Source organism: Campylobacter concisus (genome assembly GCF_015230035.1).
Classification (GTDB): domain Bacteria; phylum Campylobacterota; class Campylobacteria; order Campylobacterales; family Campylobacteraceae; genus Campylobacter_A; species Campylobacter_A concisus_BK.
The window spans coordinates 44,308-59,938 of sequence record NZ_JAAKZD010000002.1 but is presented as its reverse complement, the minus strand read 5'-3'; the positions used below and the strand labels follow the sequence as shown (position 1 = coordinate 59,938).

The window sequence follows — 15,631 nt, the reverse complement described above, 5'->3', positions numbered from 1 at the left end:
TATATCGCTAAATACTAGAGCTTGCTGCTACCTTTTACTGAAGTGATCGAGTTTATAAATTTATAATCAATCTTTATCTCACGCTCTTTTGGAAGTGAGCCTGCAAGGGCATTTAGCGTGCTTTCAAAGTCTTCAAATAGGTAGTTTGCAAGGCTTCCTGGGTTTGGATTGACCTCGTTTAAATAGACTTCGCCATCTATCACGAAAAAGTCGCATCTTATGATCGCTCCGTCAAATCCACAATCATAAATTTTAGAAAAGTTAAATTTAAGTTTTTGCTTTAGCTCTTCAGAAATTTCTGCCTCTTTTACCTTGTTTTCATTTGAAAAACTTAGATATTTTTGCTCGTAGTCAAGAAATTCTTTCTTTTTTGGCTCTTCAACGATAGAAAATTTGATCTTTCCATCGATCCTGCAGCCTGCAAGGTTGTACTCTTTGACCCCTTTTATAAAGGGCTCCACCAAGACATCTTTGTCAAATTCAAACGCCACGTCTTTTGCGTAGGCTAGCTCGCTATCATCATGCACGACACTCACGCCGATGCTGCTGCCTAGCCTTGCTGGCTTTAATATAATAGGATAGTGAAATTTTGGCTCACTTTGACGAGTTAGCATCTCATAGTCAAGTGCCTTTACACCAGCCTTTTGCGCTAGAAATTTAGTAAGCTCTTTGTTGTAGCTAAGCGCGCTTGCTTCAAGCCTTGGACCTATGTATTTGACCCCGTAAAAGTCAAAAAGTGCCGCTATCTTGCCATCTTCGCCGTCCATGCCGTGGATCAAATTTATAACGACATCGCATTCAACTTTGTTTGCGCCAAAAAGCGAGTGCGCGTAAAAGCCGCCCTTTGCTAAAGATAGCTTCTTTGAGTTTTTGTATTTGCCAGAGCTAAAGAAATTTGCCCTCATATCTTTTTGCTCGATCAAGTAAAAGTCCCTATTTGCATCGCAAAATATAAATTTTAGCTCCTGTTTTAGGACGTTTTTTAAAACTATCGCGCTTACTATACTTATCTCATGCTCAAAACTCTTTGCCCCAAATATCACGCCTAAATTCATCTTTTTTATCCTTATCCTAGTTTTTTAAGTGCCTCTTTTATAAGATCGCTCGTGTTTTCACTCTTACAATCAGGCAAAATTTTCACTATCTTCTCACGCTTAAAGCCAAGTGCCTCAAGTGCCAAAAGCGCCTCATTTTGGTAGCTTGGCACGCTCTCGTCGCTTATAAGTTTTGCATCACTTAGCTCAGCTATTATTCGCCTAGCTGTCTTTGGTCCGATGCCTGGCACGCTTTTAAAAGTGTCTGCGTCGCCGCTTATTATGGCGTTTGTAAATGCCTGCGAGCTAAGGCTTGAGCAAACAGCCATCGCTGTGCTAGCTCCGATGCCATTTAGCTTTATAAGCATCTCAAACATCTTTTGCTCGTTTGCGTCTAAGAAGCCGTAGAGTAAATTTGCGTCCTCTCTTATGATCTGCGTTATGGCAAGCTCGACCTTTTCGCCTTTGCTAAGTTTTGCAGAGCAAAAAAGCGAGATGAAAATCCCATAACTTACGCCGCTATTTGTCTTAAGTATGGCAAATGCGGGCTCTTTTTTTGTAACGACGCCTTCGATTGCTTTTATCATCATTTAACCTTTTGTTCCATGAAATTTATATCCGCGTAGTCTTCAAGTTTGTTTGACTTTTTGATCTTGTACTCAACCTCACCGCCGTTATCAAATTTATCTAGCGTGATGACGTGAGCGGTCTCGTTTTGTTTTGAGACGTAGGTGACATTTTGCGGAGGATCGACGATGACAAATCTTATCTCATTTAGCTCGATCCAGTTGCCTCTGTTTATCACTTTGGCTGAGAATATGCCATTTTGCATGATCTCAAGCTCATCTTTTAGATCAGCCAAAAACTCCTTTTTCTCTTTAAATATCCTAAGCAAGGTGTTGTACTCATTGACTAACCCTTGATACTCTTTTAGCTTTTTCATAAATGTAACTGGCGGTATCACCTTTGCCTTTGAGAGCTCCTCGATCTTAGCTTTTATCGTATAGATAGAGTCTTTGTTCTCATTTATGACGTTTTTCTTGCTCTCTATGTTTTTTAGAAGCGTAGCTAGCTCTGACTTGGTGTTTTCGATCTTACTTAGCTGATCTTGCGTAGCCTCCGCACTCTCAGGCATCTTGCTAGCGTCAATGATAAATTTATTATCAGTGCCTCTTAGATATCTAACGTCGATTAGATGTGAGGCTGTGATGGTGCAGTTTGAGCCAAGCGTGTCTATCTGGATATTTTGAGCTGTTATAGAGCCACCAACTACGCTATTTATCTTCACTCTTTTTGCTATGACAGTGCCACCTTCAAGCCTATCTATCTCGACGCTTTCAGCCTCAACCTTGCCTATATGGATAGAAATTTTGGCGTGTTTGGCGTAAATTTTAGCCTTTTGGTGAGTTTGACCGCCGATATTTACATCATTTGCCTTGACCATCGCATTTGCGCCGACGTTTCCTTTTACTTCGATCTCGTCAGCCTCGACGATGATGCCAGTGCCGATAGCATCTTTGATCGTGTCAGTTTCGCGAACTACTAATGTGACGTTTGTGTCGGTGCCTGCTTGGATCGAGCCAGTCGTTTTAAAATTTGCTTCATTTATCTCTATGCGCTCTTCTATGTCAAAAGAGCCGTTTTTCTCGACCACATAGCCTGCTTTTTTAGCGATATATTTTATGCTCTCATCATTTTCTACGCGCTCGATATTTTCGCTTATGCTTATCTCTTTTTCGCTCTCTTCTTTTGGCTTTGCAACCTCTATAAGTTTGCCTCTTACGTCGCGTCCATTTGCGCCCTCGTGAGACTTTTTCTCCTCCATTATCACTTCATCTTTTGCCACGCCAAAGACAAAGCCCCTATCAGCGTAATCAACCTTATCTTCGTCTTTTAACCCATCAAGCTTATCTTTGTAGTAGTAGATGATCTTAGCGTCGATCGCTTTTTTAGGGTTGATGCCTTGGGTTAAATTTAGTGTGTAGTCCTTGTCAAGCTCGCCTTTTACGTGGATTATCGAGGCGATTTGCTTTAGTTCTTCTTTTAGCTTGCCGATCCTTATGCCTATTAAAATTTGAGCCTTCATAAGCTGTTTGGCGATGTATTCATAAAGCTTGTCTTCGTAGTGCTGCTCGTATTCACACTCTTTGCTCGCTCTAACCTTTGCGATGACCTTTGTGATGGTTGAATTTACGCCGATGTCGATCTTTGGCAGCTTTGGCGTGGCATTTAGCCTCACGTCAAAAAACTCCACGTCATAGACCTGCTCGATCTCTAGCGTCTCGTCAAGATAAAATGTGTTGTCATCAAAAAAGCTTAAATTTTCTTCAGGGACAAAAACTGGCTCGACGTTGTCTTTATTTTTGTAGTAAGTTAAGATATTTGAGAGTTTGTAATCTATAAATTCTACCGGCACGCTGTATTGTTTGCTTAGCTCTTTAAGCGATAGATAAGGTGTTGAAGTTTGAATTTGCGTTGGCGGTAAAAATCTCTCGTTTTCTTGCACGTTCTCGCTCAAATTTGATCCATTTCACATAAAATTTTGGCTCTTATTATCTCTAAAACTTTATTAAATTTGGGTTATGTAAGCTTTAAAGCATCTTTTGTTACTATTGCGTTTTTAAATTTATTAGGTGGGCGATGTTTATAAAAGGCTTTTTTTCAAACTCAGTTGGCATCATGACTTCAAGGATTTTAGGGCTTATAAGAGACCTTTTAACGGCTTCTATCCTTGGTGCTGGCATATTTAGCGACCTCTTTTTTATAGCTTTTAAGATACCAAATTTATTTCGCCGCATCTTTGGCGAGGGTGCCTTTACGCAGGCATTTTTGCCAAATTTTGCAAATAGCAAGAAAAAAGCGATCTTTCAAGCTGAAATTTTCATCAAATTTCTACTTTTTATAGGTATTTTGACGCTTCTTGTAAATTTATTTACACCCTATTTTATAAAGATCATCGCAAGCGGTTTAAGCGAGCAAAACATAACCGATGCAGTGCCACTTGTGCGCATAAATTTCTACTATCTAGCCCTTGTTTATATCGTCACTTTCATGGGTGCATTGCTTCAGTATAAAGGGCACTTTGCAACGACTGCGTTTTCTACTGCGCTACTAAATTTAGCCATGATAGCTTCACTACTTTTGGCTCGTGGCAAGAGCGAGGGCGTGGTCGCACTTTATCTTAGCTTTGGCGTTGTTGCAGGCGGCATTTTGCAGGTTTTAGTGCATCTAGTCGCTATGAAATTTAACACCTTAAATAAAATTTTCTGGGGCGGTCTAAGCGGATATTTTAAAGGCAAAAGAGCGCAAAGCAAAGGCTTTTTTATAAATTTTTATCACGGCTTGCTTGGCTCAAGTGCGATGCAGATAAGCGCATTTATGGACACTTGGCTAGCTAGCTTTTTGGTAAGTGGCTCGATAAGCTATCTTTTTTATGCAAATAGAATTTTTCAGCTCCCACTTGCCATCTTTGCGATCGCACTCTCTCAGGCACTCTTTCCAAAGATCACTAGACTTTTAAAGCAAAAAGACGAAGCAAACGCCCTAGTTTGGACGAAAAAGAGCTTTTACTTGCTTCTTTGTGCCCTGCTAGCAGCCACTATCACAGGTGTTGTGCTAAGCGAGTTTATCATCTGGCTATTGTTTGAGAGAGGGAATTTTGTAAGGGCAAACACCATTGAATGCGCTAAGGTGCTAAGTGCCTATTTGGTGGGGCTTACGCCATTTGGACTGGCTAAAATTTTCTCACTTTGGCTTTACGCAAATATGAAGCAAAAAGAGGCGGCCAAAATTTCTATCATCTGCCTTGTGATAAATTTGATCCTAGCTGTCATTTTGATGCAGAAATTTGGAGCTGCTGGCCTTGCATTTGCAAGCTCGCTTGGGGGATTTTTACAGCTTATTTTATATATAAGAGCCTTTGGAGCTAAGCGATTTTTAGCTATAATCGAGCCTAAATTTATAGCCGCCATCGCTATTTTGGCGGTTTTGCTCTATTTTGGTTTAACATTTTTAAAGGATATATTTAATGCGAATTTTTGATACTTCTAAAAGAGAAAAGGTTGAGTTTAGCCCTATTAAAGATGGTGAAGTAAGCATCTATCTGTGCGGTCCAACGGTCTATGACGACGCACATTTGGGACATGCAAAGTCAGCCGTTAGCTTTGATCTTTTAAGAAGAGTCTTAAAAGCGCTTGGCTACAAGGTCAAATTTGCAAGAAACTACACCGACATCGATGATAAAATTTTAAATAAAATGGCGCAAACTGGCCAAAGCCTAGAGGAGATCACAAACAAATATATAGCGCACTACGAGAGCGACATGGGCGCTTTAAACGTGCTTGATCCAGACTTTAAACCAAAGGCTACGCAGTGCTTGGAGGCGATCATTAGCTACATCAAGGTGCTCATGGATAAAGGGGCGGCATATAAAACCAGCGATGGAATTTACTTTGATACGAGCAAGGATAGTGGATATTTTAGCATTAGCGGCAAGGATAACAACACCGATCTTATCGCGCGCGTGGCATGTTTTTGCGAGAAAAGAGATGAAAAAGACTTTGTGCTTTGGAAATTTGACGAGAAATGGTACGAGAGCCCATTTGGCAAGGGTCGCCCTGGCTGGCACACCGAGTGCGTAGCGATGATAAGGGAGTTTTTAAGCGACAAAGAAAATGATAAATTTGAGATCGACATCCACGCTGGCGGCATCGACCTGCTCTTTCCACACCACGAAAACGAGGCAAGCCAGTGTAGATGTGCCTATCATAAAAATTTGAGCAAATACTGGATGCACAATGGCTTTATAAAGGTAAATAACGAAAAGATGAGCAAGAGCCTAAATAACAGCTTTTTTGTAAAGGATGCCCTAAAAAACGTTCATGGCGAAGTGCTTAGATATTACTTGCTTACGAGCCATTACAGGGCGCATTTTAATTACTCCAACGATAATCTTGCGGCTTCTAAAAAGAGGTTAGATAAAATTTACCGCCTCAAAAAAAGAGTCGATGGCGTGCAAGCCGGTGCTATAAACGAGAGCTTTAAAAGCGAGCTACTTGAGGCACTAAGTGACGATCTAAACGCTTCAAAGGCGCTTGCAAGCGTCGATGAATTTGTAAAAACGGCAAATGAAAAACTTGATAATAACCCAAAAGATAAAGCATATAAGGCTGAAGTGGTGGCAAATTTAGAGCTCATTGGCGAAATTTTAGGCATTGCTATCACAAACTATGTGGAGTATTTTCAGTTTGGCGTAAGTGACGAGCAAAAAGAGCATATCCAAAAACTTCTTGATGAGCGCGCGGTAGCTAAAAAAGAGAGAAATTTCGCAAGAGCTGATGAGATAAGAGATGAGCTCTCTCGCCTAAATATCTCTATCATGGATACACCAAATGGCGCAGTTTGGGAGAGAAATAATGAATAATTTTGGCTTAAAAGATGTACTAAAGCGCTTTGGTCCTTACTTTAAAGACTACATCCCACACTTTATTTTTGCCATCATCGGCATGGGGCTTGCAAGTGGTGGAACGGCGGTAAGTGCCTATCTAGTGGAGCCTGTGCTAAATAAAATTTTCGTTGAGAGAAACGAAAAGCTGCTCTACATCTTGCCTTGCGCCATCATCGCGATCTACGTGATAAAAAATATCGGAACCTTCATGCAGGCCTATTTTACGGCATATATCGGGCAAGATACGATTAGAAGATTTCGCGAAAAGATGGTTGCAAACCTTTTAAATTTAGATATGGATTTTTTCAATGAATTTAGAACTGGCGAGCTAATCAGCAGAACAACAAACGACATCGACCGCATAAGATCGATAGTATCAAGCATGATCCCTGAACTTACGAGGGAATTTATAACTATTATAGGGCTTCTTTGCGTCGTCATCTATCAAAGTCCAAAGCTGGCGTTTTTCGCCCTTGTCGTCATGCCAGTGGCGATCTATCCGATCTCGCGCCTTGCTAAAAGGATGAAAAAAATTTCAAAGCAGTCGCAAGAAAAAACATCAGACATCACCTCTGCGCTTAGTGAAATTTTTACAAATATCGAGATAATCAAAGCAAATAACGCCCAAAAATACGAGCATTCACGCTTTGTTGATGAAAATAATAAATTTTTTAGGCTAAATTTAAAAAGCGTCAAGATCGAACAGCTAGTAAGCCCGCTAATGGAGACCATAGGCTCAATAGGCGTGGCAGCAGTCATAATAATAGGCGGCAAAGACGTCATCGACGGGCATATAAATATGGGCGCATTCTTTTCATTTTTAACAGCACTTTTCATGCTCTACACCCCGCTAAAACGCATCGTAAATATCTACAACAAGATGCAAGACGCCATCGCAGCAAGCGAGAGGACGTTTTTCTTGATGGATAAAGTAAGCCAGATAAAAGACGGCCAAAAAGAGCTAAACGAAGAGATAAATTTGATCAAATTTAACGATGTCCGCCTAAGCTACGGCGACAAAGAGGTCTTAAAAGGGATAAATTTAGAGGCAAACAAGTCAGAATTTATAGCCCTTGTTGGCTCAAGCGGCGGCGGAAAAAGCTCGCTTATGAATTTGCTTATGAGATTTTACGATGTAAATGGCGGAGAAATTTTGATAAACGGCATAAATTTAAAAGATATTAAAATTCACTCACTTCGCCAAAATATCGGCCTTGTAACACAGCGCGTCTATATCTTTAACGACACAATTGCTAAAAACGTAGCTTACGGCAGAGAATTTAACGAAGATGCCGTGATAAACGCACTAAAACTAGCCAATGCCTATGAGTTTGTAAGCAAGCTAGATAACGGCATAAACACTATCTTAAATGAATTTGGCACCAACCTCTCAGGCGGTCAAAGACAGCGCATCGCCATAGCTAGGGCACTTTATCAAAACCCACAAATCCTCATCTTTGACGAGGCTACTTCTGCACTTGATAACGAGAGCGAAAAAGAGATCACAAAAGCGATAAATAATCTAAGAAGCAAAAAGATCATCTTCGTCATCGCTCACCGCTTAAGCACGGTTGAAAATGCCGATAAGATCGCAGTTTTAAGCGATGGCAAGATCATTGACAGTGGAAGCGACGAGGAGCTTAGCAAGAGAAATGAAATTTATGCAAGGCTTAAGGGCAAAGCCTTAGTTTAAGGCGATTTTTGCTAAGATTTGCAGAAATTTTAGGCATTTTAAAGAGGTTAAAATGAACTTAAACTACAATACTTTAAAATCTATATTTTTTAAATTTGATCCTGAAACTGCCCACAAGATCGCTGAAGTAGCGATGGTTGGGGCAAATAAAATCTTCCCTGGCTCGCTAAGCTTTTTGGCGCACAAATGCGTGGTCGATGACAACGCGCTAAAACAAAATTTATTCTCAAGCACCTACCACAACCCAGTTGGCATAGCTGGCGGCTTTGATAAAAACGCCACGATGTTTGAGGCGCTAACGGCTCTTGGATTTGGGCATTTAGAATTTGGCACATTTACACCAAAACCACAACCTGGCAACGCAAAACCAAGGCTTTTTAGACTCATAGACGAAGAGAGCATCCAAAATGCGATGGGCTTTAACAACGAAGGCTGCGAGGCTATCAAAAATAGAGTAAAAAAAATATATCCTTTTACCATACCGATCTGGGCAAACATCGGTAAAAACAAGGTTACGCCAAACGAAGATGCGATAAAAGACTATGAAATTTTAGTAAGAGAATTTAGTGAAATTTGCGATACATTTGTCATAAATGTCTCATCGCCAAACACACCAAATTTAAGAGCATTGCAAGATGAGAGCTTCATAAAAGAGCTTTTTAGCGTCATTTTGCCACTTACTAAAAAACCTATCATCTTTAAGATAGCTCCTGATATGAGCCACGAAGATGCGATTAAGCTTTGTAGCTGCGCGGTAGAAAACGGCGCTAGTGGCGTGCTTGTTTCAAATACAAGCGTTGATTATTCGCTCTCTCACTCGTCAAATTTAAAGGATTTTGGCGGACTAAGCGGCAAGGTGATCGCCAAAAAGTCAAAAGAGATGTTTAAAGCCGTGGCAGATGAGCTTTATGGCAAGACGACGCTTATCGCATGTGGCGGCATAGACAGCGGTGCAGAGGCTTATGAGCGCATAAAAATGGGAGCAAATTTAGTCCAAATTTTTACAAGCTTTATCTTTAAAGGGCCGATGATCGCAAGAGATATAAATTTAGAAATTTTAGAGCTTTTAAAAAGAGATGGCTTTGCCTCTATCAGCGAAGCAGTCGGCGCAAATGTTAAAAAATAGAGGGCAATAGATTGATAAAATTTAATAAATTTAAACTAGAAAATGGACTTGAAATTTATCACGTGCCAGTAAATCCTGGCTCAAAAGTGATAAGTGTCGATGTCTTTTATAAAGTTGGCTCCAGAAACGAAGTGATGGGCAAAAGCGGCATCGCTCACTTGCTAGAGCATCTAAATTTCAAATCAACCAAAAATTTACGAGCTGGGGAGTTTGACGAGATCGTAAAGGGCTTTGGCGGCGTAAATAACGCAAGCACTGGCTTTGACTACACTCACTACTTTATAAAAGCCTCAAATGAAAATTTAGACAAAACGCTTGGACTTTTTGCCGAGCTTATGAAAAATTTAAGCCTAAAAGATAAAGAATTTCAGCCAGAGCGCGAGGTGGTGCACGAAGAGCGCAGGTGGCGAACGGACAACAACCCTATGGGATACCTCTACTTTAGGCTCTACAACCACGCATTTATCTACCACCCATACCACTGGACGCCAATAGGCTTCATAAAAGATATCGAAAACTGGAAGATCGCTGACATAAAAGAATTTCACGCTACATACTATCAGCCAAAAAATGCCATTTTAATGATAAGTGGCGACATCGGTAAAGACGAGGCATTTAAACTGGCTAAGAAAAACTTTAGCAGTGTAAAAAACAAAAGAGCTATACCAAAACTGCACTGCAAAGAGCCTGAGCAAGACGGCGCAAAAAGAGCTATCATCTACAAAGATAGCCAAACGCAAATGCTAGCGATCGCTTATAAAATTCCAGACTTCAGACACGCTGATCAAGTGGGACTAAATGCGATAAGCGAATATCTAGCCACTGGCAAAAGCTCCATTTTACAGCAGCGCCTTGTCGATGAGCTCATGCTTGTAAATCAAATTTACGCTTACAATATGAGCTGCGTTGATGAAAATTTATTTATATTTTTAGCAGTTTGCAACCCAGACGTCGAGGCTAGCGCAGTTGAGACTGAAATTTTAAAGATCATAGATGATCTAAAGAGAAAGCCAATCGACAAAGAGGATGTTTTAAGAGTTAAAAATTTGATAAAAACTGACTTTATCTACTCATTTGAGAGCGCGAGCAAGGTGGCAAATTTATATGGCTCATACCTTGCCAGAGGCGATATAAAGCCACTTTACGAGCTTGAGAAAAATATAGATAAGATAGACGCAAAGCTTTTAAAAGAGATAGCAAATAGATATTTCAATGAAAAAACTAGCACGACAATAATCTTAAAAAAGGAATAGACGTGAAAAATTCGCTTCAAGGTGCGATGACAGCACTAGTTACGCCATTTAAAAACCAAAAAATAGACGAAGTCAGTTTTGAAAAACTGATAAAAAGACAGATAAAAAACGGCATAGACGTCGTTGTGCCAGTTGGAACAACTGGTGAGAGCGCGACTCTAACGCATGATGAGCATAGAATTTGTATCGAGATAGCAGTAGATGCATGTAAAGGCACAAATGTCAAGGTGCTAGCTGGTGCTGGCAGCAACGCCACTCACGAGGCCATCGATATCGCTAAATTTGCCCAAGCTCACGGTGCTCACGGCATCCTATCAGTCGCTCCTTACTACAACAAACCAACACAAGAAGGGCTTTACGAGCACTACAAGGCTATTGCAAATAGCATAGAAATTCCAGTGCTTCTTTACAACGTCCCAGGCAGAGTTGGCGTAGATATCTTGCCAGCAACCGTTTTTAGGCTTTTTAAAGATTGTAAAAATATTTTTGGCATCAAAGAAGCAACAGGCAGCATCGATAGATGCGTCGATCTGCTAGCTCACGAGCCTGATTTAGTGGTTATTAGCGGCGAAGATGCGATAAACTACCCTATCCTATCATACGGTGGCAAGGGCGTCATCTCGGTCACTGCAAACCTCTTGCCAGATCAAATTTCACAGCTTACTCACCTTGCGATGAACGAAGAGTATAAAAAAGCAAAACTGATAAATGACAAGCTCTATACGATAAACAAAACACTCTTTTGCGAAAGCAACCCGATACCGATCAAAGCGGCGATGTATCTAGCTGGACTCATCGACACTTTGGAGTATCGCTTGCCACTTTGCAAACCGAGCAAAGAAAATTTCAAAAAGATCGAAGAAGTTATTAAAAATTACGAAATAAAGGGATTTTAATGAAGGACACACTAAACGAATTTAAAGGTAAAACGCTAGTCATCAGCGGCGGCACTAGAGGCATCGGCAGAGCCATAGTCGAAGAATTTGCAAAAGCTGGCGTAAATATCGCATTTACTTATAACTCAAACGAGGAGCTCGCTAAAGAGCAGGCAAAAGAGCTTGAGGCTACCTACAAGATAAAAGCTAGAGCCTACGCGCTAAATATCCTTGGGCCAGAGACTTATAAGGAGCTATTTTTAAAGATAGATGAGGACTTTGACAGGGTTGATTTTTTCATCTCAAACGCTATCATCTCAGGCCGTGCGGTAGCTGGCGGCTACACTAAATTTATGAAGCTAAAACCAAGAGGCATAAACAACATCTTCACAGCAACCGTAAATGCCTTTGTCGTGGGCGCACAAGAGGCTGCAAAACGCATGGAAAAAGTGGGTGGCGGCAGCATAATTAGCCTCAGCTCAACTGGGAATTTAGTCTATATCGAAAACTACGCAGGTCACGGCACAGCAAAAGCAGCCGTTGAAGCGATGGCAAGATACGCTGCGACAGAGCTTGGCGAGAAAAACATCCGCGTAAATGTCGTAAGCGGCGGCCCTATCGAGACAGACGCACTAAGAGCCTTTACAAACTACGAAGAGGTGCGCGATATGACGGCAAAGCTTAGCCCGCTAAACCGCATGGGACAGCCTGCTGATCTAGCTGGAGCATGTCTATTTTTATGCTCGTCTAAGGCTAGCTGGGTGACTGGACATACATTTATAATAGATGGTGGCACGACTTTTAAATGAGAGCTAAATTTCTAAGCATAAAGGCATATTTGTGAGCTTAAATTTACCAAATTCACTGGCATTTTTTAGGATATTGCTAGCTCCGCTTATGTTTTTTATACTCGTAAATGCGCCAGGAATTTTTACGCAAATTCATATAAGCTGGATAAACTACTTCGCAGCTCTCATTTTTGTGATCGCCTCGGTGACTGACTTTTTTGATGGCTACATCGCTAGAAGCTGGGATCAAAAGACCAAGCTTGGCGCTATCCTTGACCCACTAGCTGATAAGATGCTGATCTTGGCTGCATTTTTAGGCCTTATGATGCTTGGCAGAGCGAGCGCTTGGGCTGTTTATCTTATCTTGATAAGAGAGTTTTTTATAACTGGATTTCGTGTCGTAATGGCAAGTGACGGCGTAGAGGTTGCTGCTTCGATGGCTGGCAAGGTTAAAACCGTTTCGCAGATGTTTGCGGTTGGATTTTTGCTGATGAGCTGGCCTGGTGGCGAGCTTTTACTATGGATAGCTGTCGCGCTTACGCTTTATTCTGGGTTTGAGTACATCTTTGCCTACGTAAAAGCGATGAAAAAGAGTTAAATTTGAGAACCGGAAACGCTATAATCTATCTAGCTAGCTTCGTCGTGGTCGCGGCGGGACTAAAGACTGCTAGCGTCGTCGTGCTACCGTTTTTGATGGCGGTTTTTATCGCTATCGTGGCGACGCCTGCGATAAATGCGCTCGAAAAGCTCAAATTTCCGCGCGTTTTAGCCTTCGCGCTAGTTACGGCGGTAGTGTTTTTGTCGCTGGGATTTATCGCAAACACCGTGATAAAGACGATAAACGGGCTAGTTAGCTACATGCCCGAGCTTCAGAGCAAATTTAAAGCCCTCGCCGATCATTACCACCAGATGCTAGCGAGCCGCGGCCTAATCGATCCCGAGAGCATCGCTGCGCCCGCAGACTTTGATATAAATAAAATTTTTGCCGTACTGGGCGGATTTTTAAGGAGCGGCACCGAGCTCGTTTCAAAGAGCTTTTTCGTCTTTTTGCTCATTACTTTTATGCTTTTTGAAGTGCAGGTATTTTCTCAAAAAGTCGAGTATTTTGCGAGCAAAAATCCGCAAACGAACCAGATCGTAGATACGTTTATATCAAATCTCAAGCGCTATCTCGCGATCAAGTCCGCAGCGTCGTTTGCGACGGGCGTTTTTATATTTATCGGGCTAAATTTCATCGGCGTGCCCTACGCGCCGCTTTGGGGTATTTTAGCTTTCGTGCTAAATTTTATCCCGACGATCGGCTCTATTATCGCGGCCGTCCCGGCGCTTTTGGTGGCGCTTTTGCTAAACGACGCAGCCTCTTGTGCTTGGACTGCGGCGCTATATCTAGCCGTAAATATCGTCATCGGCAACTTTATCGAGCCGAAATTTCTAGGCAAAGGCCTTGGTATAAGCACGCTTGTGGTGCTTTTGAGCCTACTTTTTTGGGGATTTTTGTTCGGCATCGGCGGTATGTTTTTAGCAGTACCGCTTACCATGAGCCTAAAGATCGCGCTTGACGCAAACCCGAGCACGAAATTTATCGCCGTTTTGCTCAGCGATAAACTCGAGCGGTAAAATCAAATTTAAAGGTAAGTTTTGAAAGGCATTCTCTTCACGCTAGCCCTGCTTTGCCTTGGGCTTTATGCGTATTCGTTTTATTTTTTAGTGACCGTTTTAGCCATTAGTTTTCTCATATTTTTCCACGAGCTTGGCCACTTTTTAGTAGCAAGAATGCTCGGCGTCAAAGTAAATACCTTTAGTATCGGCTTTGGCGAGAAAATTTACACCAAAAACGTTGGCGGCACCGACTACTGCCTAAGTGCGATCCCGCTTGGCGGATATGTGCAACTAAAAGGGCAAGACGACACCGACCCAAAGGCCAAAAACTACGACGCTGATAGCTACAACGTGCTAAGTCCGATAAAGCGCATTTACATCCTCTTTGCAGGGCCATTTTTTAACTTTATCTTGGCATTTTTCATATACATTTTGCTTGGATTTATCGGCGTTGAGAGGCTTGCGCCAAGTGTCGGACACATAGCTGAAGGCTCGGCAGCTGCGAGCGCTGGCATAGCAATAAACGATAAAATTTTAGCTATAAATGGCGTAAAAATAAACGAGTGGGACGAGATCAGTAAGAACGTAAAGCTTGAACCTAGCGCCATTTTGATAGATCGCAACGGCTCGTCACTAACCATAAATTTAACACCAAAGATAGGTGAAACGATAAATTTATTTAATGAAAAGGTGCAGCGCCCACTGATCGGTATCCAGCCTAATGGCAAAGTGGTGAAAATTTATCACACAGGTTTAGAGAGCCTAAAATTTGCCTTTGGCGAGACAGTTGAGGCTTCAAAGCTCATCTTTAAAAGCTTTGAAAAGCTAGTCGTTGGAGCTGTACCGCTAAAAGAGGTCGGCGGTATTGTGCAGATCGCCGATGTCACTTCAAAAGCCGCTAAGATCAGCCTTAGTGTGCTCTTAACCATCGTGGCGCTCATCTCTGTAAATTTGGGCGTGCTAAACCTCTTTCCCATCCCTGCGCTTGATGGCGGGCACATTTTATTTAACATTTATGAACTAATTTTTAGACGCGAGATAAATGAGCGAGTGCTTGTTACGCTTACCTACTGCGGCTGGGCGCTACTGCTTGGCATAATGGTGCTCGCGACCTTTAACGACATTATGAGATTAAGCGGAGGTTTATGATGATAGTTTTAAAAGATCTACTTGAAAAGATAGAAAATTTAAGCAAAGATGTGACGCTAATAGCCGTTAGCAAAAACGTGACATGCACTGAAGTGAGGGAGCTTTACGCACAAGGGCAGAGAAATTTTGGCGAAAACAGAGTCCAAGAGTTAGCCAAAAAAGAGCTAGAGCTGCAAAATTTCACTGACATTAAATGGCACATGATCGGACGCCTACAAAACAACAAAATCAATCAAATGATAAGCTTAAAACCAGTGCTTTGGCAAAGCTGTGATAGCCTCGAAAGAGCCCTAGAGGTCGATAAAAGGCTTAGCTATAAGCTAGATACTTTGCTTCAGATAAACTCGGCCGATGAAGATACAAAGCAAGGTGTGAGCGTCGCAAATGCGGCTGAAATTTATGAGCGGATCCAAAGCGAGTGCAAAAATATAAATTTAAAAGGCGTAATGAGCATCGGAGCGCATGTGGATGAGCCAAAAGAGGTGCAAAAGAGCTTTGAGCTAACATATAAAATTTACGAGAGCCTAAAACCAAAAGGCGCAAGCATCTGCTCGATGGGTATGAGTAGCGACTTCGAGCTGGCGATAAAATGTGGCTCAAACATGATCCGCCTTGGGACGATGCTATATCTATAAATTTGCCTCTTTTATAGAGGCAAGATCGGTTTA

At 41.7% G+C, this 15,631-nt stretch carries 14 protein-coding genes; 11 read left to right on the top strand and 3 right to left on the bottom strand.

Translation table 11 applies throughout. From position 1 onward, the window contains the following. Positions 1 to 14: 14 nt before the first annotated feature. From G6W41_RS01525 to G6W41_RS01515, 3 genes are read right to left on the bottom strand one after another with little or no spacing between them, the layout of a single operon-like run. Positions 15 to 1,055: a D-alanine--D-alanine ligase gene (locus tag G6W41_RS01525; protein ID WP_194170404.1), complete on the bottom strand. Its 1,041-nt coding sequence runs from the start codon at positions 1,053 to 1,055 to the stop codon at positions 15 to 17. Positions 1,056 to 1,066: 11 nt separating this feature from the next. Beyond that, positions 1,067 to 1,621 carry a Holliday junction branch migration protein RuvA gene (ruvA, locus tag G6W41_RS01520; protein WP_021085097.1) on the bottom strand — a complete coding sequence of 185 codons (555 nt, stop codon included), beginning with the start codon at positions 1,619 to 1,621 and terminating at the stop codon, positions 1,067 to 1,069. After that, positions 1,621 to 3,552 carry a flagellar assembly protein A gene (locus G6W41_RS01515; protein ID WP_194170403.1) on the bottom strand — a complete coding sequence of 644 codons (1,932 nt, stop codon included), beginning with the start codon at positions 3,550 to 3,552 and terminating at the stop codon, positions 1,621 to 1,623. The genes ruvA and G6W41_RS01515 overlap by 1 nt, the downstream gene beginning before the upstream one ends. A gap of 122 nt (positions 3,553 to 3,674) precedes the next feature. Between G6W41_RS01515 and murJ the strand changes: the two genes are divergently transcribed. From murJ to G6W41_RS01460, 11 genes are read left to right on the top strand one after another with little or no spacing between them, the layout of a single operon-like run. Next, entirely contained in the window at positions 3,675 to 5,075 is a 1,401-nt protein-coding gene (murJ, locus tag G6W41_RS01510; RefSeq protein WP_194170402.1) for a murein biosynthesis integral membrane protein MurJ, read from the top strand. Continuing rightward, entirely contained in the window at positions 5,062 to 6,456 is a 1,395-nt protein-coding gene (gene cysS / locus G6W41_RS01505; protein ID WP_194170401.1) for a cysteine--tRNA ligase, read from the top strand. Before murJ ends, cysS begins: the two co-directional genes overlap by 14 nt. After that, a complete protein-coding gene (locus G6W41_RS01500) occupies positions 6,449 to 8,173 on the top strand; it encodes an ABC transporter ATP-binding protein (protein WP_194170400.1) in 1,725 nt (574 codons plus the stop codon). Before cysS ends, G6W41_RS01500 begins: the two co-directional genes overlap by 8 nt. Before the next feature lie 52 nt (positions 8,174 to 8,225). Continuing rightward, positions 8,226 to 9,299 carry a quinone-dependent dihydroorotate dehydrogenase gene (locus G6W41_RS01495; RefSeq protein WP_194170399.1) on the top strand — a complete coding sequence of 358 codons (1,074 nt, stop codon included), beginning with the start codon at positions 8,226 to 8,228 and terminating at the stop codon, positions 9,297 to 9,299. Positions 9,300 to 9,310: 11 nt separating this feature from the next. After that, positions 9,311 to 10,552 carry a M16 family metallopeptidase gene (locus tag G6W41_RS01490; RefSeq protein ID WP_194170398.1) on the top strand — a complete coding sequence of 414 codons (1,242 nt, stop codon included), beginning with the start codon at positions 9,311 to 9,313 and terminating at the stop codon, positions 10,550 to 10,552. A gap of 26 nt (positions 10,553 to 10,578) precedes the next feature. After that, complete coding sequence (gene dapA, locus G6W41_RS01485) at positions 10,579 to 11,448, top strand: 4-hydroxy-tetrahydrodipicolinate synthase (RefSeq protein WP_196779791.1); 870 nt, start codon at positions 10,579 to 10,581, stop codon at positions 11,446 to 11,448. Further along, positions 11,448 to 12,236 (top strand): enoyl-ACP reductase, encoded by a 789-nt coding sequence (locus tag G6W41_RS01480; RefSeq protein WP_194170397.1) that lies wholly within the window; start codon positions 11,448 to 11,450, stop codon positions 12,234 to 12,236. Before dapA ends, G6W41_RS01480 begins: the two co-directional genes overlap by 1 nt. A gap of 31 nt (positions 12,237 to 12,267) precedes the next feature. Further along, positions 12,268 to 12,813: a CDP-diacylglycerol--glycerol-3-phosphate 3-phosphatidyltransferase gene (gene pgsA, locus G6W41_RS01475; RefSeq protein ID WP_107892539.1), complete on the top strand. Its 546-nt coding sequence runs from the start codon at positions 12,268 to 12,270 to the stop codon at positions 12,811 to 12,813. 20 nt (positions 12,814 to 12,833) lie between these two features. Beyond that, positions 12,834 to 13,832, top strand: a complete 999-nt coding sequence (locus G6W41_RS01470; protein ID WP_430733011.1) for an AI-2E family transporter — start codon at positions 12,834 to 12,836, stop codon at positions 13,830 to 13,832. A gap of 21 nt (positions 13,833 to 13,853) precedes the next feature. Continuing rightward, complete coding sequence (rseP, locus tag G6W41_RS01465; RefSeq protein ID WP_194170395.1) at positions 13,854 to 14,963, top strand: RIP metalloprotease RseP; 1,110 nt, start codon at positions 13,854 to 13,856, stop codon at positions 14,961 to 14,963. After that, positions 14,960 to 15,598: a YggS family pyridoxal phosphate-dependent enzyme gene (locus G6W41_RS01460; RefSeq protein ID WP_194170394.1), complete on the top strand. Its 639-nt coding sequence runs from the start codon at positions 14,960 to 14,962 to the stop codon at positions 15,596 to 15,598. Before rseP ends, G6W41_RS01460 begins: the two co-directional genes overlap by 4 nt. Positions 15,599 to 15,631: the final 33 nt, after the last annotated feature.

Excerpts from the sequence above, each read along its gene's own strand:
- murJ (WP_194170402.1), top strand. The coding sequence starts at position 3,675 with ATGTTTATAAAAGGCTTTTTTTCAAACTCAGTTGGCATCATGACTTCA.
- G6W41_RS01500 (WP_194170400.1), top strand. The coding sequence starts at position 6,449 with ATGAATAATTTTGGCTTAAAAGATGTACTAAAGCGCTTTGGTCCTTAC.
- G6W41_RS01495 (WP_194170399.1), top strand. The coding sequence starts at position 8,226 with ATGAACTTAAACTACAATACTTTAAAATCTATATTTTTTAAATTTGAT.
- G6W41_RS01525 (WP_194170404.1), bottom strand. The coding sequence starts at position 1,055 with ATGAATTTAGGCGTGATATTTGGGGCAAAGAGTTTTGAGCATGAGATA.
- G6W41_RS01460 (WP_194170394.1), top strand. The coding sequence starts at position 14,960 with ATGATGATAGTTTTAAAAGATCTACTTGAAAAGATAGAAAATTTAAGC.
- ruvA (WP_021085097.1), bottom strand. The coding sequence starts at position 1,621 with ATGATAAAAGCAATCGAAGGCGTCGTTACAAAAAAAGAGCCCGCATTT.
- dapA (WP_196779791.1), top strand. The coding sequence starts at position 10,579 with ATGACAGCACTAGTTACGCCATTTAAAAACCAAAAAATAGACGAAGTC.
- G6W41_RS01480 (WP_194170397.1), top strand. The coding sequence starts at position 11,448 with ATGAAGGACACACTAAACGAATTTAAAGGTAAAACGCTAGTCATCAGC.
- cysS (WP_194170401.1), top strand. The coding sequence starts at position 5,062 with ATGCGAATTTTTGATACTTCTAAAAGAGAAAAGGTTGAGTTTAGCCCT.